Source organism: Streptomyces sp. SDr-06, assembly GCF_003324565.1.
Taxonomy (GTDB): Bacteria; Actinomycetota; Actinomycetes; order Streptomycetales; family Streptomycetaceae; genus Streptomyces.
The window spans coordinates 1-23,517 of record NZ_QOLA01000037.1; the positions used below are offsets into that span (position 1 = coordinate 1).

At 72.8% G+C, this 23,517-nt stretch carries 20 protein-coding genes; 15 read left to right on the forward strand and 5 right to left on the reverse strand.

All coding sequences use genetic code 11. The features are described 5' to 3' along the window. Positions 1 to 355 precede the first annotated feature (355 nt). Genes DT019_RS37005 through DT019_RS37025 form a run of 5 tightly spaced genes read left to right on the forward strand, consistent with a single transcriptional unit; the run spans position 356 to position 8,924 of the window. On the forward strand, positions 356 to 664 hold the full coding sequence (locus DT019_RS37005) for a hypothetical protein (RefSeq protein WP_114041390.1): 309 nt from the start codon (positions 356 to 358) through the stop codon (positions 662 to 664). A 13-nt stretch (positions 665 to 677) separates the two neighbouring features. Continuing rightward, positions 678 to 2,042: a type VII secretion integral membrane protein EccD gene (gene eccD / locus DT019_RS37010; protein WP_114041391.1), complete on the forward strand. Its 1,365-nt coding sequence runs from the start codon at positions 678 to 680 to the stop codon at positions 2,040 to 2,042. 20 nt (positions 2,043 to 2,062) lie between these two features. After that, a complete protein-coding gene (locus DT019_RS40590; RefSeq protein ID WP_223279955.1) occupies positions 2,063 to 3,508 on the forward strand; it encodes a hypothetical protein in 1,446 nt (481 codons plus the stop codon). Then, positions 3,505 to 7,509: a type VII secretion protein EccCa gene (gene eccCa, locus DT019_RS37020; protein ID WP_114041392.1), complete on the forward strand. Its 4,005-nt coding sequence runs from the start codon at positions 3,505 to 3,507 to the stop codon at positions 7,507 to 7,509. Before DT019_RS40590 ends, eccCa begins: the two co-directional genes overlap by 4 nt. Beyond that, positions 7,506 to 8,924: a DUF6177 family protein gene (locus DT019_RS37025; protein ID WP_114041393.1), complete on the forward strand. Its 1,419-nt coding sequence runs from the start codon at positions 7,506 to 7,508 to the stop codon at positions 8,922 to 8,924. Before eccCa ends, DT019_RS37025 begins: the two co-directional genes overlap by 4 nt. Positions 8,925 to 9,132: 208 nt before the next feature. On the opposite strand, the gene DT019_RS37030 is transcribed toward DT019_RS37025, so the two are convergent. Then, positions 9,133 to 10,218: a PP2C family protein-serine/threonine phosphatase gene (locus DT019_RS37030; RefSeq protein WP_114041421.1), complete on the reverse strand. Its 1,086-nt coding sequence runs from the start codon at positions 10,216 to 10,218 to the stop codon at positions 9,133 to 9,135. Between the two features lie 103 nt (positions 10,219 to 10,321). After that, complete coding sequence (locus tag DT019_RS37035; protein ID WP_114041394.1) at positions 10,322 to 11,377, reverse strand: Ku protein; 1,056 nt, start codon at positions 11,375 to 11,377, stop codon at positions 10,322 to 10,324. Between the two features lie 59 nt (positions 11,378 to 11,436). On the opposite strand from DT019_RS37035, the gene ligD reads away from it, so the two are divergent. Then, complete coding sequence (ligD, locus tag DT019_RS37040) at positions 11,437 to 12,321, forward strand: non-homologous end-joining DNA ligase (protein ID WP_114041395.1); 885 nt, start codon at positions 11,437 to 11,439, stop codon at positions 12,319 to 12,321. A gap of 53 nt (positions 12,322 to 12,374) precedes the next feature. Here the strand turns inward: ligD and DT019_RS37045 are convergent, their stop codons facing one another. Continuing rightward, positions 12,375 to 13,178, reverse strand: coding sequence for a nuclease-related domain-containing protein (locus tag DT019_RS37045; protein WP_114041396.1), 804 nt, complete (start codon positions 13,176 to 13,178; stop codon positions 12,375 to 12,377). Positions 13,179 to 13,330: 152 nt separating this feature from the next. Here DT019_RS37045 and DT019_RS37050 point away from each other — a divergent pair, with 152 nt between their 5' ends. The 6 genes from DT019_RS37050 to DT019_RS37075 all read left to right on the forward strand — a co-directional run bounded on the left by DT019_RS37050 (position 13,331) and on the right by DT019_RS37075 (position 19,393). Further along, on the forward strand, positions 13,331 to 13,636 hold the full coding sequence (locus DT019_RS37050; RefSeq protein WP_114041397.1) for a zinc-ribbon domain-containing protein: 306 nt from the start codon (positions 13,331 to 13,333) through the stop codon (positions 13,634 to 13,636). 95 nt (positions 13,637 to 13,731) lie between these two features. Further along, positions 13,732 to 14,520 (forward strand): hypothetical protein, encoded by a 789-nt coding sequence (locus DT019_RS37055; protein WP_114041398.1) that lies wholly within the window; start codon positions 13,732 to 13,734, stop codon positions 14,518 to 14,520. Next, on the forward strand, positions 14,517 to 15,845 hold the full coding sequence (locus tag DT019_RS37060) for a sensor histidine kinase (protein ID WP_114041399.1): 1,329 nt from the start codon (positions 14,517 to 14,519) through the stop codon (positions 15,843 to 15,845). Before DT019_RS37055 ends, DT019_RS37060 begins: the two co-directional genes overlap by 4 nt. 100 nt (positions 15,846 to 15,945) lie before the next feature. Then, complete coding sequence (locus tag DT019_RS37065; protein WP_114041400.1) at positions 15,946 to 16,287, forward strand: SH3 domain-containing protein; 342 nt, start codon at positions 15,946 to 15,948, stop codon at positions 16,285 to 16,287. 260 nt (positions 16,288 to 16,547) lie between these two features. Further along, positions 16,548 to 17,939 carry an FtsW/RodA/SpoVE family cell cycle protein gene (locus DT019_RS37070; protein WP_114041401.1) on the forward strand — a complete coding sequence of 464 codons (1,392 nt, stop codon included), beginning with the start codon at positions 16,548 to 16,550 and terminating at the stop codon, positions 17,937 to 17,939. Continuing rightward, positions 17,936 to 19,393, forward strand: coding sequence for a penicillin-binding transpeptidase domain-containing protein (locus tag DT019_RS37075; protein ID WP_114041402.1), 1,458 nt, complete (start codon positions 17,936 to 17,938; stop codon positions 19,391 to 19,393). Before DT019_RS37070 ends, DT019_RS37075 begins: the two co-directional genes overlap by 4 nt. A gap of 40 nt (positions 19,394 to 19,433) precedes the next feature. On the opposite strand, the gene DT019_RS37080 is transcribed toward DT019_RS37075, so the two are convergent. Together DT019_RS37080 and DT019_RS37085 are read right to left on the reverse strand one after the other, a co-directional pair. Next, on the reverse strand, positions 19,434 to 20,033 hold the full coding sequence (locus DT019_RS37080; RefSeq protein ID WP_114041403.1) for a Uma2 family endonuclease: 600 nt from the start codon (positions 20,031 to 20,033) through the stop codon (positions 19,434 to 19,436). A gap of 132 nt (positions 20,034 to 20,165) precedes the next feature. Beyond that, positions 20,166 to 21,272, reverse strand: a complete 1,107-nt coding sequence (locus DT019_RS37085; protein ID WP_114041422.1) for a ferritin-like domain-containing protein — start codon at positions 21,270 to 21,272, stop codon at positions 20,166 to 20,168. 190 nt (positions 21,273 to 21,462) lie between these two features. On the opposite strand from DT019_RS37085, the gene DT019_RS37090 reads away from it, so the two are divergent. Genes DT019_RS37090 through DT019_RS37100 form a run of 3 tightly spaced genes read left to right on the forward strand, consistent with a single transcriptional unit; the run spans position 21,463 to position 23,457 of the window. Further along, on the forward strand, positions 21,463 to 22,392 hold the full coding sequence (locus DT019_RS37090; RefSeq protein WP_114041404.1) for an AurF N-oxygenase family protein: 930 nt from the start codon (positions 21,463 to 21,465) through the stop codon (positions 22,390 to 22,392). A 29-nt stretch (positions 22,393 to 22,421) separates the two neighbouring features. Then, entirely contained in the window at positions 22,422 to 23,147 is a 726-nt protein-coding gene (locus tag DT019_RS37095) for a TetR/AcrR family transcriptional regulator (RefSeq protein ID WP_114041405.1), read from the forward strand. Between the two features lie 10 nt (positions 23,148 to 23,157). After that, on the forward strand, positions 23,158 to 23,457 hold the full coding sequence (locus DT019_RS37100) for a hypothetical protein (RefSeq protein WP_114041406.1): 300 nt from the start codon (positions 23,158 to 23,160) through the stop codon (positions 23,455 to 23,457). The last annotated feature ends 60 nt before the right edge of the window (positions 23,458 to 23,517 follow it).

Here is a 23,517-nt window from a genome sequence, read left to right on the forward strand (position 1 = left end):
AACAAGGCCGCGAACGAGGTCCGCGAAATCATCCGCCTCGTCCGCGGCACCCTGGAACTCAACGACGGAACCGCCCAGTCCACACTGTCGAAGGCCAAGGCCGCCGTCGACGCCATCGGCTGAGCACCGTATCTCCGGGGTACGTACGCCTGCCTTTTCGACGAGGGTCTTCGAGCAGCCGCACCGAGGGCCGTGGGGAGGGAATGTGGAGATCACCCGGGAAGCGGCGGGCGCTTTCGTCGCGGCGGTCACCGCGAGGCTTCGCGCATGCCCTTGATTTCCGTCCGTATCAGAAAGGGTCGCACCGGCATCGCGCCGTGCGGCGTGAGCAGGCTCTTGAGGGGATCGGCCGGGCATGACAGCCGCGCAGGACTATGACAGCCAATTGCTGGAGTCGGTTTCGGTACGGCGTCGGCGACTTCGCGATGCCCTTCTGTTCGGGGGACAGCGCGGGCGGCGCTCGGTCGATGAACGCCTCGGGAAGCTTTTCGCCGGAATTGTGATTGCGGCGGTGCTCTGCGCGGGCTGTGTGGGCTGGTCGTTCATTTCGCACAAGCTCATCGGCAAGACGCCGTACGGGACTTCGGTTCAGCCGACTTCGGTATCGTCTCCGCCCCCTTCTTCTCCTGCTTCTTCGCCCGCCGTGAAGTCTTCGGCCCGATGATAGGTTCGCACGCGTGATAACTACGGGATCGGTGAGCCGTACGGCATTGAGCCGGGTCACTCTGGTCGGTGAACAGCGTCGGGTCGATCTCGTTCTGCCCTCCGAAGAGCCCATTGGGCTGCTGTTGCCCGAAATCATGCGGCTGCTCGGTGACGGGCCGGACGGTCGGCCGATGCTGCGCCATCTGACGACGGCCGACGGATCGGCCCTGGCCCAGGACTCGACACTCGCGTCGGCAGGGGTGCCGGACGGTGCGGTCCTGCGGCTGGTGCGGGTCGAGGACGCGCCTTCGGCGCCCGTCGTGCACGACGTCACCGACGAGGCAGCGGACGATCTGGATGTACGGGCCTGGCGCTGGCGGCCCGCCGCGCGGCGCGCGGTCGCGGGCCTCGCCACCGTCGGCTGGGCGCTGGCGGCCGGGGCGCTCGCACGCGACGAGTTCGCGCTGTCCGCCGTCGGCGCGGTGCTGCTCGCCGTGGCCGGGGCCGGCGCGGTCGCAGGGGCGGTGCTCGGCCGGACCGGGCAGCGCGGGCCCGCGACCACGCTGATCGTCACGGCCGGTGTGCTGGCCATGCTCGGCGCCTGGACGCTGGCGGACGCGTACGGCTGGCCGGGCGGAGCCCGGCTCGGCGCGGTCGGCGCCGCCGTCGCGGTGGGACTCCTGCTGCTCGGCCTGTTCTCGCCGCTCGGGCGGGGCGGGCTCATCGGCGCTGGGGCCGTTGCCGGGGCCGGGGTCTGCTGGGAGGCCGTGATCGCGTTGCAGTCCGGGGCCGGCACGGCGGTCGGGCAGGCCCGGGCCGGGGCGATCGTGGTGGTCGTCTCCGCGTTGCTGCTCGGAGTGCTGCCGCGCCTCGCGCTGATGGCGTCCGGGCTCTCGGGTCTGGACGACCGGCGCTCCGGCGGGGCGTCGGTGAGCCGCTACCAGGTGTCGACCGCCCTCGCGGCCACCCACCGCGGGCTCGCTCTCGCCACGGTCGTCATGGCGGCCTGCGCGGCGGTCGCCGGGATCCTGGCGCTGCGCACGCCGACCGTGTGGACGGTGCCGCTCGCCTCGGTCCTCGCCGTGGTCCTCGCCCTGCGCGCGCGGGCCTATCCGCTGGTCGCCGAGGTCGTGGGCCTGTTCGCGGCCGCGGCCGCGGTGGCCGGGCGGCTCGCCTGGGTGTGGTGGGAGCGCACCGGCGCGGTCGGCCCGCTGGCCCTGCTCGTGGTCCTCGCGCTCGCCCCGGTCGCGGTGCTCGTCGTCCAGCCGGCCGACCATGTACGGGTGCGGCTGCGGCGGTTCGGCGACGCGTTGGAATCGATCGGCGTGATCGCGCTGTTCCCGCTGGTGCTCGGTGTGTTCGGGGTGTACGGGCGTCTGCTCGGCACATTCGCGTAGGTATGCGTAGAGGTCGGGATATGGCTGTGGGCGAGGACTGGCAGCGCGATGTGCTGCGCGAGCTGAACGAGGCCGCGCAGCGGGATGCGGCCGACTCGGCGGGGTCGGCCGCGCGGCCGGACGCGCAGGGCGCGGCGGCGCCGGACGCTCGGCCGTACCCGGGCGCCGCGGAAGGCACCTTCCGGATACGCCGGGCCGGGCCCGGCCCGGCCGACGACGCCCGCGCGGCGAGCGTCGATGCCTCCGCCGCGGACAGCGGCGGCCGCACCCCGCCCTCCCGGCAGCCCGGCGCCTCCGGGCACGCTCCGGCCGTCCGGCACCCCGACGCCACGGGGGCCCGGGCGAACACCCCGGACCTCGACATCGCCGGCACCCTCGACGCCCTCGCGGCCGCGCGCGCCGCCGCCCAGGACGGCGCCGCGCCGGACGGCCGCCCCGGCGCCCTGCCGATGCGCGCGACCGAGCCCGTGCCCCCGGCCGACACCCGCCCCGCCACCCTCCCCGAACTCCGCGTCCCCGGCGGGCGCGAGGCGGCGGTGCCGATGGCCACCCCCGAGTCCGTACCCACCGTCGATCCCCGGCTCGCCGTGGCGCTCGGGCGGCCGGTGCACGGCGACTCGGTCACCAAGCGGGCCGGGCGTTCCATGCGCAGGCTCACCTCCTCCGCCGCGCAGGACGTGGCCGAGGAGACCCGGATCGGGCGGGAGTTGCAGCAGCCCGTGACGACCGGGCGGGTCATCGCCGTCACCTCGATCCGGGGCGGCGTCGGCAAGACCACGGTCGCCGCGCTGCTCGCGCGGAGCTTCAACCACTACCGGCACGACCCCGTGCTCGCCCTGGAGGCGGACGGCGCGCTGGGCACGCTGCCGGTGCGGCTGGGCGCCGAATCGGTGCGCTGGTCCTGCGCCGATCTCGCCCAGATCCTCACTCCCGCCATGCAGTTGACCGATGTCACCGGCTACCTGGTGCCCGTCACCGACGGCGGCTGGCTGCTGCCCGCGAGCCAGGGGCGCCTCGGCGCGCCGCTGAGCATGCGGACGTACCGCACGGTGACGCTCGCGCTGCGGCGGTACTTCGCGGTGACCGTGGTCGACTGCGAGACGCTGCCCGGCGAGGTGGCGCGTACCGCGATGGACACCGCGCACGCCCGGATCGTGGTCGCCCCGATGACCGCGGAGGGCGTGGGCGGCACCCGGCTCGTGCTGGACTGGCTCGCCCAGCTGCCGCACTCGGCGCTCGCCACCACCGTGGTGGCGCTGACCGCCAACTCCCCCGACATGACCCTCGACCTGAAGGCCGCCACCGCGCATCTGCGCGAGGCGGGCGTCACCGTGCTCCCGGTCCCCTACGACCGGCATCTGGCCCAGGGAGGCCCCATCCAGACCGCACTGCTCGGCCGGGCCACCCGGCAGGCCGCCGTCGCGCTGGCCGCCGAGGCGATGGAGCGGGCGGTGAGGGTGCGATGACGCTGCACCAGGTCCACCGCCCGGCCCGTTCCACCCGGCCGACCGCCCCCGCCGCGCCGCGCGCCATCGAGCCGCCGCCCAACCTGCCCGAGGGCAAGACCGGCACGGCCGCGACCGCGCTGCTCCCGATGGCCGGAGTGATGAGCTCGGTCATCATGATGACGGTGATCCGCAACAGCCAGTTCGCGGGCCTCGGCGCCATCGTCCTGGTGGTGGCGCTGCTCGGCGCGGTGGCGCTGTTCCTGTCCCAGCGCGGCAAGGCCCAGCGCACCCGGCGCACCCAGCGCGAGCGCTATCTGGAGTATTTGGAGGAGCAGCGCGAGCAACTCGGCGCCGTGGAGCGGGAGTCGAGGCTCCGGGCCCGCCTCCTGAACCCGCCGCCGCAGGCGCTGTACGACCTAGTGCGGGATCCGGCCCGACTGTGGGAGCGCCGGCGCGGCGACGCCGACTTCCTGCGGGTGCGGGTGGGCACCGGCACCGTACCCACGCAGGACCTGTCGATCGGGCAGAACAGCGCCCAGGGGGTGCTGACGCCGCCGGACCCGTTCATGCTGAACGAGGCGCGGGCGCTGGTCGCCCGGTACGCCACGGCCACGGAGTCGCCGCTGACGGTGCCGCTGGACCGGGCCGCGAACGTGAGCGTCGTCGGGGACCGCGAAGGGGTGCTGCGGGTCGCGCGGGCGCTGCTCGTGCAGGCGGCCGTGACGCACGCGCCGGACGATCTGTCGATCGCGCTCGGGGTGCCGGGCGAGCGGATCGAGGAGTGGGAGTGGGCCAAGTGGCTGCCCCACGTCCTGGAGGCGCTGGAGAGCGACGGCCCGGTGGCCGCGCGCCGGATCGCGCCGAGCATGCCGCAGCTGGCCCGTCTGATGCGGGCGGACCTGCGGCAGCGGGCCTCGTACGCGGCGGAGGTGCGGCGGGGGCTGTCCGACCGGGACGCGCTGCGGATGATCGACCGGCTGCTTGTGGTGAGCGACGAGTACGGCACCCCGGCCGAGGAACTGCCCCGCCCGGACTCGGCGGTCGGCCTCACCGAGATGGGCGTGACGGTGCTGCACCTGCTTGAGCAGCAGGTGCACGAGCCGGACCACGTCACGGTCCGGATCAGCGTCGACGGCGACCGCATCACGGTCGAGGACCTGCGCGATCCGGCCAACCCGAGCCCGCCGGTGTCCTACGGCCTGTCCGACGAGGTGAGCGCGGCCGGGGCCGAGGGCCTCGCGCGCATGCTGGCGCCGCTGCGGCTGTCCGCCGAGTCGGTGGCCGAGGGCACCCCGGTGACCGGCCCCGTGGACTTCCCGCAGCTGCTCGGCATCGACGACCCGGCCGACCTGGACGTCGACCGGCTGTGGGCGCCGCGCGGCGAGCGGGCGTTCCTTCGGGTGCCGATCGGTCTCGACGACCGCCACCAGCCGGTGCTGCTCGACCTGAAGGAGCCCTCCGAGCTCGGCATGGGCCCGCACGGCCTGTGCGTGGGAGCCACCGGTTCCGGCAAGTCGGAGCTGCTGCGCACCCTGGTGCTCGCCCTGGTCGCGGGGCATCCGCCGGAGGACCTGGCGCTCGTCCTGGTCGACTACAAGGGCGGTGCGACCTTCGCGCCGTTCGCCGAACTCCCGCACGTGGCCGGGGTGATCACCAACCTGGAGAACCAGGCGGGTCTCGTCGAGCGCGTGCACACCAGCCTCGCGGGCGAGGTGAAGCGGCGTCAGCAGGTCCTCAAGGACGCGGGCAACGTCGCCGACATCGGGCACTACGCCGCGCTGCGCGCCGAGCGGCCCGAGCTCGAACCGCTCCCCCACCTCTTCGTGGTGATCGACGAGTTCGGCGAACTGCTCACCGCCAAGCCGGACTTCATCGACCTGTTCCTGTCGATCGGCCGGATCGGCCGGTCCATCGGCGTCCATCTGCTCCTGTCCAGCCAGCGCATCGAGGGCGGCAAGCTCAAGGGCCTGGACACCTACCTCTCCTACCGGCTCGGTCTGCGGACGTTCTCCGCCGACGAGTCGCGCACCGTCCTTGACACGACGGACGCCTTCCACCTGCCGCCGCTGCCGGGCTTCGGCTATCTGAAGGTCGACACCTCGACGTACGAACGCTTCAAGGCGGGCTACGTCTCCGGTGCCTACCGGGGCCCCGCCGTCCTGGAACAGCAGGACGACACCCCGCTGGCGTGGCCGTATCCGACCTTCAACTCCGCGACCCGGGAGGAGAGTACGGACGTCCCGGCCGAGCCGCAGATGCGCGAGCGCGAGACCGGGCCGACCGTCATGTCGGCGATGGTCGACCAGCTGCGCACCGCCGCCGAGCCGGTGCGCCGGATCTGGCTGCCCCCGCTGCCGTCGGCGATCAGCCTCGACGCGGCGGCGGGACCGCTCCAGGTCTCCGAGCACGGGCTCCAGCTCAGTCACCGGCCGGGCCCGATGCGGGTGCCGCTCGGTGTGCTCGACGATCCGGGCCGGCAGTGGCAGGGCCCCTGGACGCTCGACCTGACGGTGGCCGGCGGCCATGTGGCCATCATCGGCGGGCCCCAGTCCGGCAAGACGACGCTGCTGCGCACCCTCGCGCTGTCCCTCGCCCTGACCCACACACCGGCACAAGTGGCCCTGTACGGGCTCGACCTGGTGGGTGGCGGTCTGGCCGCGCTCTCCGGGCTTCCGCACGTCGGCGGGATCGCCGGGCGCGCCGACCACGAGCGGGCCGCGCGCACCGTCGCGGAGGTGCGGGCCATGCTGGCGGCCCGCGAGGAGCTGTTCCGCGAGCACGGCATCGACTCGGTGGACGAGCTGCGCCGCCTGCGCGCGCAGGGCCGGCTGCCCGAGCTGGGCTCGACCGACGTGGTGCTGCTCGTGGACGGGTACGGGGCGTTGCGCGACGAGTTCGACGACCTCGACGACGCGGTGGCCGACCTGCTCAAGCGCGGCAGCGGTTACGGCATCCACATCGTGGCGGGCATGCTGCGCTGGAACGACGTGCGGATCGCGACGCAGTCGATGTTCGGCACCCAGCTGGAGCTGCGCCTCAACGACCCGTCCGACTCCTCGATCGACCGCAAGCTGTCCGAGACGCTCGCCCAGGACACCCCGGGCCGGGTGCTGACCAACGGCAAGCTGTTCGCGCAGGCCGCGCTGCCGCGCACCGACTCGGTGGCGTCCGCCGCCGACCTGGGCCCCGCCCTGGAGGACGCGGCCCGCACGGTGCGCGCCACCTGGCACGGTGAACTCGCCTCTCCGGTACGGGTGTTGCCGACCCGGCTGCCCGCGCAGCGGCTCCCGTCGCCGGCCGCCGAGCCGAGGCGCATCCCCATCGCGGTCGACCAGGACGCGCTCGACCCGGTGCTGCTCGACCTGTTCGAGCACGACCAGCACCTGCTGATCCTGGGTGACAACGAGTGCGGCAAGACGAACCTGCTGAAGCTCATCGCCCAGCAGTTCACCGCCCGCTACAGCGACGAGGAGCTGGTCTTCGCGGTGTTCGATCCGCGTCGCGGGTTGCGCGGCGTGGTGCCCGAGCCGTACCGCGGGGGCTATGCGCACAACGCGAAGATCAGCGCGGGGCTCGCCTCCGGCATCGCGGCCGAGTTGGAGAAGCGGCTGCCGGACGAGACGGTGGATCATGACGCGCTGCCGGACGGGCCCTCGTTCGACGGGCCGCGCATCGTCATCCTCGTCGACGACTACGACATCCTGACCACCGCGGGCCAGCAGCCGCTCGCCCCGTTCCTGCCGTACATCTCCTCCGCACAGGACATCGGGCTGCACTTCGTGGTGGCCCGCCGTGTGGCGGGCTCCGCGCGGGCGCTGTACGAACCGTTCCTGACCACCCTGCGCGAGACCGGCACCGCCGCGCTCGTCATGACCGGCGACCGCACCGAGGGCCAGCTGTTCCCCGGCCTGTACGCGTCCGCGCAGCCGCCGGGCCGCGGCTTCCTGGTGCGTCGCGGCCGCCGCCACCAGCTCGTCCAGACCGCCCTCGCCCACCAGGAAGAAGCAGAGCTCTCGTGACCAAGGACGTCATCGCCCTCACCCCGAAGATGCCGGACACCTGGGCGCTGCTCGCCGGGCTGTACGCGGGCGGGCCCGACCTCGCCGTCGACACCGGCCACGACGGTGCGGTGGTCCAGCTCTGCGCCGCGGACGGGCGCCCGCTCGTCTCCCTGGAGGCGCCGCTGCTCGTCCAGGTGCCGGGCGAGGCCGAGCGGCTCCTGGGCGGCCAGGTCGAGGCCCCCCAGGGCCCGTTCTGGTGGACCGAGGCGCGGGCCTCCACCGCGCTGCCCGAGGCCGAACGGCTCGCGGGTTCGGTGGCCGGGCGGCTCACCACCCTGCTCGGCGGCGCCACCTGGCCGCCCGGCGCCGCGAGCACCGAGGTCGTCCCGGTGAACGAAGCCGAGGTGAGCGCGCGGCCCGCGGCCGGCGGCGCCCACCCGACGGTGGACGTGCTCACCGAGTCGACCGCCGTCGTCATGTGCGACCGGCCGCTGATCGCGCTGACCGCCTGGCTGTCGCACATCCTGCGCACGGCCGTGGAGAGCCGCCGCGCCCTGCAGATCGTCACGCCGCCGGGCGTGCGGCTCAGCCTTCCGCTGCGTACGGCGCTGACGGGTGCGCCCAACCGCTGGGTGGTCAAGGACCCCGACTGCGGTTACTACGACGGGTTGTCCGGCGCGGTCCTGCGCTGGCAGGACGGCACCTTCGCGCCGGCTCGCGACGCGAAGGGCGAGGCCGTGGTGGCCGAGGCGTTCGGCGCGCCCCCGCTCACCTCCGAGCGGCAGCTGATCGTCGCGTTCCGCACGGTGCACAACCCGGACGAGAACCTGGTGCTCGGCCACGCCCTGGAGGCCGCCTGGCAGGCGCTGACCGGCGCGGCCCCGGCCGGCTGGGGCACCGCCGAACCCATCAACCTCCCCTGGTCCGCGCGCCAGTTGACCGACCTCGCCCGCGACCGGGCGCCCGAGCCCACCCAGCTGCTCGCGGTCGGTGACCCGGCGCGCCCCGCGCTCGCCGGGCTCCGGGTCACGCGGGTCGAGCGGGGCGTGGCCGCGGACGCGACGCTCACGCTCGGGTACGGCGCGGACGAGGCGCCCCCGCTGGACGCCGTGCAGGCGCTGGCGGCGACGCTGGCCGCCGACCCCGGGCTCGACCAGATGTTCGTCTCGCTGCGCCGGGGCCGCCGCGACCTGGCCGTGCCGGCCCACTTCGAGGCGCCGCCGATCCCCGTCTCGTACACGCTGGGCGCGGACGGGGTGCGCTCGGCGGGCCTGGCCCACGCCGAACGCCCCCCGCTGGCCCTGCGCCCCGTCCCCCTCGGCCCGCCGTCCGAACCCGCGCTGCACTACGTCCTGGGCGACGGCACGGACGCGGCCGCGTGGCCGGTCCTGGAGCAGCTCACGGCCCACCTCCAACGCGGCGCCGCGCTCTAGGGTCGCGGCCCAGCCTTCGAGACCAGGCTCAGCACCACCCCCTTAGGGGCGCGGGGAACTGCGCGACCAGCCACGCACGGTCCACGGACGAACGGGCGCGAGAGCCCCGCGCGGCCCAGCCGCTTCCGCGGACGCCCGGTCGCCCGCAGACCGTGCTGGGTCACTCGCGCAGTTCCCCGCGCCCCCGTAGGGGACCCAGCACCCCGCGCTACTCCCGGTGGCGGAGCAGCAGCATGGCCGCGTCGTCGTGCAGGGGGCCCTCCGTGTGGAGGATGAGGTCCCGCCGCAGGGCCTCCAGGGCGGCCTCGGGGTCGGGGTCCTTCAGGAGCGGGGTGCGGGCGCCCAGGGGGTAGAACTCGCCCGACCGGTCGCGGGCCTCGGTGACGCCGTCGGTGTACAGGAGGAGCTGGTCGCCGGGGGCGAAGGGCACCGTGAAGGGCTGCGGGCCCTCGCCCGAGCCGAGGCCGAGGCCGAGCGGCAGCGCGTACCGAGGGGGTTCGGGGAAGGACACCGAGCCGTCCGCGCGGACCAACAGGGGCGGCGGATGGCCGTAGTTGAGGAAGACCACCCCGTTCGCGGGGTGTAGTTCGGCGATGATCGCGGTGACGAACTTCTCGCCCTCCAGGGCGCGCCCGGCCGCCCGCTCGACGCGCGCTCCGACCCCCCGCAGGTCCGCTTCGTCGTGCGCGGCCTCCCGGAACGCGCCGAGCACCACGGCCGCCGTCTCCACCGATTCGAGCCCCTTGCCCTGCACGTCCCCGATGATCACGCGGACCCCCTGGGGCGCCGGGACGACCTCGTACAGGTCCCCGCCGATCCTGGCCTCCGCGACCGCCGAGGTGTACGAGACCGCCGCGCGCAGATGGCCCGCGCTGCGCGGCACCGGCCGCAGCAGCACCCGCTGGGCGACCTCGGCGATCGAGCGCATGTCGGCGAGCTCGGCCTCGCGGCGCTGGCGCATGACGCTGCCGGCCACGCCCACCGCGGTCACCCCCGCGACGGCGGCCAGTGAGGCGAAGCCCCGGCGTTCCTCGAAGAGTTCGCTGTAGATCCCGAGCCCGACCCCGGCGGCCAGCGCGATCAGTCCGACGACCACCGTGCGCCGCCAGCCGCCGACCAGACCGGCGAAGGCGGGTCCGAGCGAGACCAGGGGCAGCAGTCCCACGGTGGGGCCCGCGATCAGGTTGGCCACGACGACCAGCGCCATCACGGCGTACGGCAGGACGGAGAGCACATAGGGGTCCGGTCGTCCGGGGGCCTCGGTACGGGTGTGGCCGTCGCCGGTTCTCCGCATCATGGCCGCACCCCTTTCACACCCCTGGCCATCCATTTCGCCGCAGCGGACGCGCCGCAACCCTTCCGTTATCGAATCGAGGCCCCGTGCCGGGGCGGGGACGTCAGGCGCTGGCCCGCTTCCTCGGTGTCGTCTTCTTCGCCGCGGTCTTCTTCGCGGTGGTGGCGGTGGACTTCTTCGCGCCGGTGGACTTGGGACTGGCCGCGGCCGACTTCTTGGCGCCGGTGGTCTTGCGCGCCTGGGAGGTCTTGGACTGCGCCGCCTTCTTCTGCGGCGCCTTCTGGGCGCCCTTCTTCGCCGCGCTCTTCTTCGCGGGCGCGCTCCTGGACGCCGCGGACTTGCGCGAGCTCAGCTCGGTGACCTCGGCGACCGCGTCGCCCTCGCCGCGGGCGGCCTTCGCGGCCTTGACGCTGTTCTCCAGGGCCGCCATCAGGTCGATGACCTTGCCGCCGGGCGCGGCGGGGGCCGCCGCCGGGGTCGGGGCGCCGTCCGCCTTCGCGGCGATGAGCTCCTCCACGGCGGTGCGGTAGTCGTCGTGCAGGGTCGACATGTCCACCTCGCCGAGCGTGTCCATCAGGGCGTCGGCCAGGTCGAGTTCGGCCTCGCGGACGCTGACGTCGGTCTCGGGCGCGGCGTCCTCGGCCGCCCGGATCTCGTCCGGCCAGAGCAGCCCGTGCATCGCGATCACGTCGTCGACCACCCGCAGCATGCCGAGCCGCTCCCGCCCGCGCAGCGCGAACTTGGCGATGGCCACCTTCCGGCTCCGCTTGAGGGCCTCGCGCAGCAGCGTGTACGGCTTGGCGGCGGGCACGCCGTTGGCGGAGAGGTAGTAGGCGGCGTCCATCTGGAGCGGGTCGATCGAGTCGGCGGGCACGAAGGCGACGATCTCGATGGTCTTGGCGGTGGGTAGCGGAAGCGAGGCCAGATCGGCGTCGGTGATGGGGATCATCGACCCGTCGGCGTCCTCGTACGCCTTGCCGATCTCGTCGGTGGTCAGCTCCTCGCCGTCCAGCTCGCACACCTTGCGATAGCGGACCCGGCCGCCGTCCGCGGTGTGGATCTGGCGGAAGGAGATCGAGTGGTTCTCGGTGGCATTCACGAGCTTGATCGGGATGCTGACCAGGCCGAACGAGATCGCACCGTTCCAGATGGATCGCACTGTTTCTCCTCTTCGTCCCCGAGGAGTGTGGTTTGCGTGGTTCGTGGGACTCTCATCGTATGACGCCGATCACGGAGGTGGAGGGGCGGCGGATCGCGCTGTCCAACCTGGAGAAGGTGCTGTATCCGGCGACCGGCACCACCAAGGGCGAGCTGCTGCACTACTGCGCCACGGTCTCGGGCCCGCTCCTGGCCCAGCTGGACGATCGTCCGGTGTCGTTCCTGCGCTTCCCGGACGGCCCGGCCGGCCAGCGCTTCTTCACCAAGAATCCGCCCCCCGGCACGCCCTCCTGGGTGACGACCGCCTCGGTGCCCCGCTCCGAGGACCCGGGGGCCCGCCAGGTCGTGGTGTCCGATCTGGCGACCCTGATGTGGGCGGCGAACCTGGTGGTGGAGTTCCACACCCCGCAGTGGCGGGCGGCCGCCCCCGCCCGGGCCGACCGGCTCGTCCTCGACCTCGACCCGGGTGAGCCCGCGAGCGTCGTCGAGTGCTGCGTGGTGGCGCGCTGGCTGCGGGACCGGCTCCGGGCGGACGGGCTGCACGCGTACGCCAAGACCTCGGGCGCCAAGGGGCTGCACCTGCTCAGCCCGCTGGAGCCGACCCCCTCCGAGCAGGTGTCGGCGTACGCGAAGACGCTGGCCAGGGAGGCGGAGGCGGCCCTGGCGGGGCTGGTCACGCACAAGATGGCCAAGGCGCTGCGCCCCGGCAGGGTGTTCGTCGACTTCAGCCAGAACGCCGCCGCGAAGACGACGGCGACGCCCTACACGGTGCGCGCCAAGGACCGGCCGACGGTGTCCGCGCCCGTGTCCTGGGCGGAGGTGGAGGCGTGCGCCGACCCGGCCGACCTGACGTTCCTGATCGGCGACATCGGGCCCCGCCTGGAACGGGACGGCGATCTGCTCGCGCCGCTGGCCGACCCCGGCCTGGCGGGCCGCCTGCCGTGACCGCCCCGACGACGCGGCCCCGCCGCCACAGCCGCGGGTGAGCCGCCGCACGCTCACACCCGCGACCACGTCCGGCGGTCACGGGCCGTCCAGTACAGGGACTCCACGTCGGCGGGTTTCAGGACGCCGCCCAGGCGGGCCAGGTCCGGGAGCTCGCCGTCCGTGAGGACGCGTACGTCACGGACGCCGGGCGGGCCGAGCTCCACCCGTTCCGCGCCGACCAGGACGAGGACCGGGCGGACGGCGGCCGCGAGGGCGAGGGAGGCGCGCTCGGCCTCGTGCCGGGCGGCGCGCAGGTGGGGCAGCGGGGCGGCGCGGCCCACGGTGACCAGCGGGTCGGCGACGCGCACCCGGTGGCGCCGGGCGCTGAGGGAGCGCACGGTCAGGACGCCCGCGGGCCCGACGGCCAGGTGGTCGATCCGCGCCCGGCCGGGCAGCGGGACCGAGTGCAGCACCCGCCAGCCCACCGCTTCGAGCCGGTCGAGCGCGGCCCCGGCGAGCTGCTGTGCGGCCAGCTCGCCGCGGCGCGGGTCGGTCCTGAAGCGGCGCTGGGGCTCGCCCCGCTCCAGCTCGGCGATGAGCGCCTCGCCCGGCCGGTTGGGCGCGAGGTCGTCGTCGGGGTGCAGGGAGAGCCGGACCAGGTCGGCGGAGGTGGGCACGGGCGGCGGGCCGACCACGAGCTCGCCGACCGCGTACGGGCGCAGCGCGGCCAGCACCTCGTCGCGGTGGTCGTCGAGCAGCAGGGACACCCGTCCGGTGTCGCGGTCGTACCAGGCGACGCTGCGCCCGTCCGGAAGGCTGACGTACAGTCGCGCCTGTCCGTGCCGGTGTACCGGTGTGACCCGCAGTCCTGCCATGCCCCATCACCCCACCCCGACCATGGGAACAGCCCGATGCCCGTGAGGGCAATAAGCCGGGTGGGGGTCGTCACCACGCGATGGGCTCGGGAAGGTCATGGCCACGACGCCTGCGCGCGACACGACACAGAATCCGGGAGGGGACCCACTCAATGATCATCTTCGGCACCCGCAGTTACCTCTACCAGCTCGCGATGCTCACCCTGGTGTGCGGCAACTGCGGCAACCCGTCCGCGCACGGGGTACGCAAGTACGTCACGAAGTTCACGCTGTTCTTCATTCCGCTGTTCCCGATCTCCACCCGGTACCGCACCCAGTGCACCTTCTGCGGTCTGGAGCAGCAGATCACCAAGGAGCAGGCCGAGGGGCTGCTCGCCCCGCAGGCCTCGCCGCAGCAGGCGTACGGCGGGCAGGCGCAGCCGGGGCCCGTGCAGGGCCAGAACCCGTACCAGCGGTAGGCCGCGCGACAGCGCCGGAAACCCGGCAGCCGGGGCTCCGGCGAAGCCCCGGCGGCAGGTGAAATAGCCTGGGGTGACCGCACGACAGGAGCACCTTGATCCGCCACCGCCGCATCGCACTCTTGGCACCCCTGCTGACCGCAGTGGGTGTCCTGCTGCTGTCCGGCTGCGGCGGGGCGGGCCACCTGGAGAGTTCGGGCGCGACGCCGACGGCCGTCGGCCCGATCCATCTGTGGCCGGATCTGCCCCCCGCCTCGGCGACGCCCAACGCCTACGGCGAGACCGACACGGAGCAGGTGCCCGGCATCAAGGTGCACGGCGGTGACGTCCGCAAACTGAACCCGGTCGCCGTGGTGCAGGCCGAGGTGAAGGCACACCCCAACACCTACAGCGGCGAGGACGGGCTGTACGACGAGACGGTCCGCCAGCTGGCCACCTGCAAGCAGAAGCCGGCCAGCTGCCCGGTGCTCAAGCCGTACTACCGGGATCTGACCGGGGACGGCAAGGACGAGCTGATCCTCGGCATCCGGATGCCGGACCAGAACCTGGCGGTGCGCTGTTACATGCTGGCCAAGGACGGCGGCCTGATCCGGATCATGTCGACGGTCGACCAGATCATCAGCGTCGACCTGGCGGGCCGCGACGTGATCCTGCGGTCGGTGTCGGCGGGCATGCCCGGCTACGAGTACCGCACCGCCTGGTCCTGGGACGACCACCAGCAGGCGATGCTCCCCACCCGGGACGAGATCGTGCGCCGCAAGCCGGGCGGCGAGAGCGGCGGCAAGCACCCCGGGCCCTCCGGCCCCGGGCAGACCCCGCCCTCACCGAAGAAGAAGCCGCCGACGGCGCGTCCGTCGGCCACCTTGACGGCGGACGCACCATGAGAACCCCCCGGATACCCAGGCCGCCCCGCCTGCCGCTGCCCGCCTGGACGGCGACGCTCACCTGGAAGGCCGCGGTGTTCATCACCGTGATGTGCTGCGCGCTGGCGACCCTGCTCGGCGCGCTCGTGCACGTCTCGGTGACCCGGCAGACCGTCGGCGAGGCCCGCAACAAGGCGCTCGACAAGCTGGCCGCCGTCACCCAGATGTACGAGGCGGGCGAGGCGCTGCCACCTGGCGCCGGTCTCGACCCGCCCGAACTGCCCCCCTCGCTCCGCGCGCTCGCGCTCTCCGGCAAGCGCGGCACCCTGGTCGACGACGACCACGGCCGCCCCACCATGTGGGCGGCGGGCCCGGCGGACGGCAAGGCGCTGGCCGCCGAGCTCGACTACACCCAGAGCGCCCGCACCATCAACGGCCTCGACAAGGCGATCTTCGGCTCGTCCATCCTGGCGATCGGCGCCACCCTGCTGGTCGGCGTCTTCGCGGTCACCCGGATCACCCGGCGGCTGCACCAGACGGCGACCGTGGCCCGCCGGATCGACGCGGGCGACCTCGACGCCCGGGTCAACGACCCCCGCACCAAGGACCCCTCGCGCCCCCAGGACGAGGTGGCCACCGTGGCCGGCGCGCTGGACACGATGGCCTCCACGCTCCAGGGCAAGCTGCTCAGCGAGCAGCGCTTCACCGCCGACGTGGCGCACGAGCTGCGCACCCCGCTGACCGGTCTGCACGCGGCGGCCGAGCTGCTGCCCGAGGGGCGCCCGGCCGAGCTGGTGCGCGACCGGGTGCGGGCGATGCGCTCGCTCACCGAGGACCTCCTGGAGATCTCCCGCCTGGACGCGGGCAGCGAGACCGTCGACCTCGACCTCCAGCTGCTGGCTCCGGTCCTGGAGCGGGTGGTGCGGGCCTCGGTCGCCTCGGGCACCGCCGAGCGGGACACCGTCCTGACGGTGGTGCGGGACGCCTGCGTGGAGACCGACAAGCGGCGTCTGGAGCGCGTGCTCGGCAACCTGGTCGCCAACGCCCACAAGCACGGCAAGGCCCCGGTCGAGCTGACGGTGCAGGGCCCGGTCGTCACCGTGCGGGACCACGGCACGGGCTATCCGGAGTACCTCCTGGACCATGGGCCGCAGCGCTTTCGCACCGATGCCGGAAGCAAGGGGCACGGCCTGGGGCTGACGATCGCGGTGGGGCAGGCGGCCGTGATCGGCGCCGAGCTGCGTTTCAGCAACGCCCCGGACGGCGGCGCGGTGGCCCGGCTCGAACTCCCCGAGTACGTCGGCTTCGAGACGCCCGGCGCCGAGGACAGCCCCCGCACCGCATGACGCATCGTTACGCTTTGCGAACTCAAAGCGGCGAATTTAGTGTGAGGCAGGCGAATTGAGGGTCGCTCACCAGCGGCCCCGGCTCTCTCCAGGAGGCACCATGTCCCTGCGCTCCCCTCTTGCCGCACTCGGTCTCTGCGTGACGACCGCCGCCGTGGCCGTGCTCGCCACCACGTCACCCGCCTCCGCCGAGGAGGCCACGCACAACGAGTACAAGGGCCGCGTCACCGCCAAGAGCGGCCTGCTCCTGCGCGATCGGCCGACCCGCGGCAGCAGGATCGTCGGCAAGGCGCCGTACGGCTCGATCGTGCACATCTTCTGCAAGACCGGCGGCGACCGGGTCAACGGGAACGACCGCTGGTACCTGCTCACCGACGGCACCTGGGCCTGGGGATCGGCCTTCTACATCGACAACATCGGTGCCGTGCCGCGCTGGTGCTGAGCCGCCCGTCCGGCCGCCGAGGAGCCGGGACTTGGCGGTCGCGAACGCCGCGAGGGTGAGCGGCCGTTCGGGCGCCCGGCTCACCCGGACGGGCCGGCCGGCCCGCGGAGCCGGTCCCGCCCGGGCCGCGGGCACGGAGGCCACGCCGGAGCCCGCGGGTCCGGCGACCAGCTGCCAGGTTTGACGGGCTGTCACGCATTCGGTTCGGCACCCCATGACATACAGGGACATAAGGCCTGCGTCTTGCTACGTTGCGTGGCATGACCGCACCGTCGGCGGCGGACGCGCCCCCGCCCGAGCTCCGCCTCCCCAAGCGGCGGGGCGTCGAACTCTCCCTGCTCGTCGGTGCCGTCCTGGTCGTGGTGCTCGGCTACGTCGACGTCGGTCTCGCGCGCAACGGCACGGTGCCGCCCGACGCCGCGCGCTACGGGGCCGGGCTCGGCCTGCTCGCGCTCCTCACCCACCTCGTGGTCCGCTTCCGCGCCCCGTACGCCGACCCCCTGCTGCTGCCGATCGCGGTGCTGCTCAACGGGCTCGGCCTGGTGCTGATCTACCGGCTCGACCTCGCGACCCCGGGCAGCCGGGCGGCCCCCGCGCAGCTGGTCTGGTCGACGCTCGGGGTCTGCCTCTTCCTGGCCGTCGTCCTGGTCCTGCGCGACCACCGCGTCCTGCAGCGGTACGCCTACCTCTCGATGGCGGCGGGCCTGGTCCTGATGCTCGTGCCGATCCTCTTCCCCGCGGTCAACGGCGCCAAGATCTGGATCAGGGTGGGCGGCTTCTCCTTCCAGCCCGCGGAGTTCGCCAAGGTCCTGCTCGCCCTCTTCTTCGCGGCCTACCTCGCCGCCAACCGCAACGCGCTCGCCTACACCGGCCGCCGGATCTGGCGGCTCCAGCTGCCCACCGGACGCGTGCTCGGCCCGATCGTGATGGTCTGGCTGCTGAGCGTCGGCGTACTCGTCCTCGAACGCGACCTCGGCACCTCGCTGCTCTTCTTCGGCCTGTTCGTGGTCATGCTCTACGTGGCGACCGGGCGCATCGGCTGGATCGCGGTGGGGCTCCTGCTCGCCTCGGTGGGCGCGGCCGCGGTCGCCCTCTTCGAACCCCATGTGCACGGCCGCGTCACCGACTGGCTGAACCCGTACGCCACCATCGAGGCGGGCCTCGGCCCCAGCCAGCTCGCCCAGTCCCTCTTCGCGTTCGGGGCGGGCGGCACGCTCGGCTCCGGTCTGGGCCTCGGCCACTCGATCCTGATCGGCTTCGCCGCGAAGTCCGACTTCATCCTGGCCACGGCGGGCGAGGAGCTCGGCCTGTCCGGACTGAGCGCGATCTTCCTGCTGTACGCGCTGCTCGTGGCCCGGGGCTACCGGGCCGGGCTCAGCCTGCCCAGCCCGTTCGGGCGGCTCCTCGCCATCGGGCTCGCCTCGATCCTGGCGCTCCAGGTGTTCGTGATCGCGGGCGGCGTGATGGGGCTGATCCCGCTCACCGGCATGGCGATGCCGTTCCTCGCGCAGGGCGGCTCGTCGGTGGTCACCAACTGGATCATCGTGGCGCTGCTCATCCGGATCAGTGATCTGGCCCGGCGCCCGCTGCCCGTGGTCGAGACGGGCGTCATCGCGCGGCCCGAGCCATCGGTGGAGGGAACGGCGAAGTGATCCGCTACATCCGGCGGGCCGCCGCCTTCTGCCTGGTGCTCCTTGTGGCGCTGCTCGTGAACGCGGCCCGCGTCCAGGTCTTCCAGGCCGACGCGCTCGACGCCAACCCCGCCAACCGCCGTCTGGCCATCGCCCGTTACCACCAGCCGCGCGGCGCGATCGTGGTCGGCGACGAGAGCGTCACCGGCTCCAAGGACACCGGCCAGCAACTGCGGTACGAGCGGACCTACAAGTACGGCCCGCTGTACGCCAGCGTCACCGGGTACGCCTCGCAGACGTACGGCACCACGCTCGTCGAGAACGCGGAGGACCCCGTCCTGTCGGGCACCTCCTCGCTCCTTTCGGTGTTCCCGCTGTGGAACGACCTGACCCGCAGCCGGCACTCCGGCGGGCGGGCCGTCACCACCATCAGGGCGTCGATGCAGCGGGCCGCCTACGACGGGCTGGCCGGCAAGAAGGGCGCGGTGGCGGCGCTCGAACCGTCGACGGGGAAGATCCTGGCGCTGGTCAGCAGCCCCTCGTACGAACCGGGGGTCCTCTCGGGGACGGGCAGGTCGGTGGCGAGCGCCTGGTCGCGGCTGACCAAGGACGCCGACCAGCCGATGCTGAACCGGGCGATCCGGCAGACCTATCCCCCGGGCTCCGCCTTCAAGATCGTGACCGCCGCGGCCGCGCTCGACTCGGGGGCGGTCACGGACGTCAACGCGCCCACCGACACCCCCGACCCCTATATGCTGCCGAACACCTCCACCACGCTCCCCAACGAGGCGAGCGGCTGCGGCAACGCCTCGCTGGCCTACGCGGTCACCGTCTCCTGCAACACCGTGATGGCGGGGCTCGGGGTGAAGGTGGGGCTGGCCGGGATGCTGGACACGGTCCGGAAGTTCGGCTTCAACGACACGCACCTGCGGATCCCGTCGGGCGTGGCCAAGTCGAACTTCGACACCCGGATGAGCCCCGACCAGCTGGCGCTCTCCGCCATCGGCCAGTTCGACACGACGGCCACCCCGCTCCAGATGGCGATGGTCTCGGCGGCGGTCGCCAATGGCGGGGACCTCAAGTACCCCTATCTGGTGGACCGTACGACGACCGCGCGCGGCGCGACCGTCTCCACGACCGCCCAGCGGACCTATCAGCGGGCGATGAACCCGGCGACCGCGCTGCGGCTCCAGCAGATGATGGTGGACGTGGTGCGGACCGGGACCGGCACCAGCGCGGCGATCCCCGGAGCCACGGTCGGCGGCAAGACCGGCACCGCGCAGAACGGCATCGGCAACATCGGCAGCCCCTACGCCTGGTTCATCTCCTGGGCCCAGGCGGACGGCGCGGTCCGGCCCGCCGTCGCGGTCGCGGTGGTCGTCGAGGACGCGTCGGCCAAGCGGGGCGACATCAGCGGCGGCGGCGACGCGGCGCCGATCGCGAAGGCGGTGATGGAGGCCGCGCTGGCCCCGTGACAGCTCGTCGCACGCACGTCGGTGGCCCAGGATTTCGGGGTCAGCGGCGGCGGTCCAGTGCGGTCAGGTCGATCTCGATGGGGAAGGGGAGGTCGACCTTGAGTTCCTTGTGGAAGATTCCGACTGGGCCGTACGCGTGGGTGCCCGGGTCCAGCTCGAAGACGTACACGACGGGCAGTCCGTCGTTTTCCTCGACCCGCCAGTAGTGCGGGACCCCGGCCCGAGCGTATTTGAGGGGCTTGACCTCTCGGTCCCGGTCCACAGAGTCATCGGACACGACCTCGACGGCGAGGAGTACGTCCTCCGGCTTGAACCAGGTCTGGCGGGGGCCGGTGTCCGCGTCCGCGGACACAACAAGGACGTCCGGCTCGGGACGGTTGCGCGGGTCCATCTTGATGGTCATCTCGCGGACAGCCTCCAGGTGCTCCGGCGCCTGCGCCACTAGCGCGTTCTCCAAGAGACGCATTGCACGCATGTGAAACCGGGTCTGCGGACTCATGAAGACGAGGCTCCCGTCGATCAGCTCCGTGTGCGGAGGGAGATTCGGAAGCCGGTCCAGGTCGTCCGCCGTCCAGCCGCCCACTGGCGGGCGCGCCCACCGGTGGTCGTCGTCCAGCGCGTACTCGCGTGCGGCGCTCATGATTGCTCCCATGCGACGGAGTCCGTCTCGCACTGCCAGCCTACCCAGCGGCAATCCGGAGGTGCCGCACGAAAGAGTGCACGCCGGTCGCGCCGTTGACGACTCGGGCGGCGCGACCGGCACCGGACGGTGTCAGGACGAGGCGCCCTCCTCGATCGCCCCCTCCACCTCGGCCACCCGCGCCGCCTCCTCCGCCGCGAACCGCTCCTGGTCCAGCTGCTCGGCGATCTCCTCGTCCTGGGTCATGAGGAGGTCCAGGTTGGAGTCGCCGAGGTCGAAGACGCCCATGTCGACGTATGCCTTCTGGAGGCGCTCGCCCCACAGGCCGATGTCCTTCACGCACGGCACGATGCGGCTGAAGAGCAGCTTCCTGAACAGGTGCAGGAACTCGCTCTCCTCGCTCAGCGCCTCGGCCTCCTTCTTCGGGATGCCGAAGTTCTCCAGGACCTCGACCCCGCGCAGCCGGTCGCGCATCAGATAGCAGCCCTCGATGACGAATTCCTCGCGCTCACGCAGCTCCGCGTCGGACAGCTGGGTGTAGTAGTCGCGCAGCGCCATCCGGCCGAAGGCCACGTGGCGGGCCTCGTCCTGCATGACGTACGCCAGGATCTGCTTGGGCAGCGGCTTGTCCGTGGTGTCCCTGATCATGCCGAAGGCGGCGAGCGCCAGGCCCTCGATCAGGACCTGCATGCCGAGGTAGGGCATGTCCCAGCGGGAGTCGCGCAGGGTGTCGCCGAGCAGCGCCTGGAGGTTGTCGTTGATCGGGTAGAGCATGCCCAGCTTCTCGTGCAGGAAGCGGCCGTAGATCTCGGCGTGCCGGGCCTCGTCCATGGTCTGCGTCGCCGAGTAGAACTTCGCGTCCAGGTCGGGCACGGACTCCACGATGCGGGCCGCGCAGATCATCGCGCCCTGCTCGCCGTGCAGGAACTGGCTGAACTGCCACGAGGTGTAGTGCTTGCGCAGCTCACCCTTGTCGCGGTCGGTCATCTTGGCCCAGTACGGGGTGCCGAACAGCGTCATCGCCTCGTCCGGGGTGCCCAGCGGGTCGTAGGGGTCGACCTCCAGGTCCCAGTCGATGCGCTTGGCGCCGTCCCACTGCTTGTCCTTGCCCTTCTGGTAGAGGGCGAGCAGCCGGTCGCGCCCGTCGTCGTAGTCCCAGTTGAAGCGGGCGGCGCCGGAGGCCGGCACCTGCCACAGGGGTTCTCGGGGGGCCTTCACATAGAGGTCGTGCGTCGACACGTGCGGCTCCTTCGCCTCGCGGACGGCATGGTCCATCGGCTGAACTTCTGCACACTGCTGTGCAGTTGGCAGGTTCACACGGTGGTAGACGCGGGGTCAACAAGTCGCGCGCAAGGGATTGACGGGCTTGCTGACAAGCAGTCTCATAAGAGGCGACCGCAGGTAACCCAGCCACGAGGTGCCCCCAGCCATGACCACCGTGACCGAACGCGATGCGCTCCGCGACGCACTCGGCCTGCTCAGGGACCGCGAGCAGGTCGCCGAGCGGCTGCTCGAATCGTCCGCCAAGCACTCCTTCGACCCCGACAGGGAGCTGGACTGGGACGCTCCCGTCGAGGACGGGAAGTGGTTCTGGCCGCCGGAGCTGCTCTCCCTGTACGACACCCCGCTGTGGCGGAAGATGTCCGAGGACCAGCGCATGGAGCTGGCCCGCCACGAGGCCGCCTCGCTCGCCTCGCTCGGCATCTGGTTCGAGATCATCCTGATGCAGCTCCTCGTGCGGCACATCTACGACAAGTCCCTCACCAGCAACCACGTCCGCTACGCACTCACCGAGATCGCCGACGAGTGCCGCCACTCGATGATGTTCGCCCGCATGATCAAGAAGGGCGGGGCGCCGACGTACCAGGTGCCGCGCGTCTACCACAACCTCGCCCGCGTCCTGAAGACCATCTCGACCACCCCCGGCTCCTTCGCCGCCACCCTGCTCGGCGAGGAGATCCTCGACTGGATGCAGCGCCTGACCTTCCCGGACGAGCGCGTCCAGACCATCGTGCGCGGCGTGACCCGCATCCACGTGGTCGAGGAGGCCCGCCATGTCCGGTACGCCCGCGAGGAGTTGCGCCGCCAGATGGTGTCGGCGCCGCGCTGGGAGCGGGAGTTGACGCGGCTCAGCTGCGGCGAGGCGGCCCGCGTCTTCGCCACCTGCTTCGTCAACCCGCAGGTGTACGAGAACGTCGGCCTGGACCGCCGCGAGGCCGTGGCCCAGGTGAAGGCGAGCGGCCACCGCCGCGAGGTCATGCAGAGCGGCGCGGGCCGCCTGACCGAATTCCTCGACGACATAGGCGTGTTGAACGGCGTGAGCCGACGGCTGTGGAAGAGCTCCGGACTCCTGGCGTAAACCCCGGACCTGGGGATTACGCTGCCTGTATGACCTCACCCGCCGCCACCCCCGCGTACCGCAGGCTCAGCGTCGAGGAGCGCCGCACCCAGCTCCTCGGCGCGGCGCTGTCGCTCTTCGCGCACCGGGCGCCGGAGGACGTATCGGTCGACGACGTGGCCGAGGCCGCCGGGGTCTCGCGGCCGCTGGTGTACCGCTACTTCCCGGGCGGCAAGCAGCAGTTGTACGAGGCGGCGCTGCGCTCGGCCGCCGACGAGCTGGAGCTGTGCTTCGCCGAGGCGCAGAGCGGCCCGCTCACCCGGCGGCTCACCCGGGCCCTGGACCGCTACCTCGCCTTCGTGGACGAGCACGACGCGGGGTTCTCGGCGCTGCTCCAGGGCGGCAGCGTGGCCGAGACGTCGCGTACGACGGCGATCGTCGACGAGGTGCGGCGGGCCGCGGCCGAGCAGATCCTGGTCCACCTGCGGGTCGAGCAGCCGGGCCCACGGCTGCGGATGATGGTGCGCACCTGGATAGCGGCGGTGGAGGCGGCCTCCCTCATCTGGCTGGACGAGGACAAGCAGCCCGCCCTGCCCGAGCTGCGCGACTGGCTGGTGGACCACCTGGTGGCGCTGCTCACCGCCACCGCCGCCACCGACGAGCAGACCGCGGCCGTGGTGCGCGGGGCACTGGCCCACGAGCCCGTCGAGGGCCCGGCCGGGGTGCTGGCCCGCCGGGTGATACCCGTGGTGAGCGAGGCGGGCCACCTGCTGTGAGACTTGGGGGGTGCGAAGCGAGAACACCCTCTTTGTGGGCGGCCCCCTCGACGGGCGCGTCCTGCCGGTGCTGACCGGCCCGACCGGCAAGCCGCCGCAGTGGTACGAGGTGCCCGTGCCGGACGCGGACGGCGGCCCGGCGACGGTGTACGCCTACCGTCTGGAGCCCGCCGGCCACACCAAGCGGCTCGGCCTGCCGCGCGGCTGGAAGTACACCTACGTGCCCGAGGGCCGCGAGCCGCGCCGCTGGCCATGGACGAGGAAGAGCGGCGGCGCAAGCCCCCGCACCGGGCTGCCGCCGCACGAGTGAGCCGAATACCCCGTTCACTTCTCCCGCGGCGAATGTCGCCCGGGCGCGTGCCACGATCCG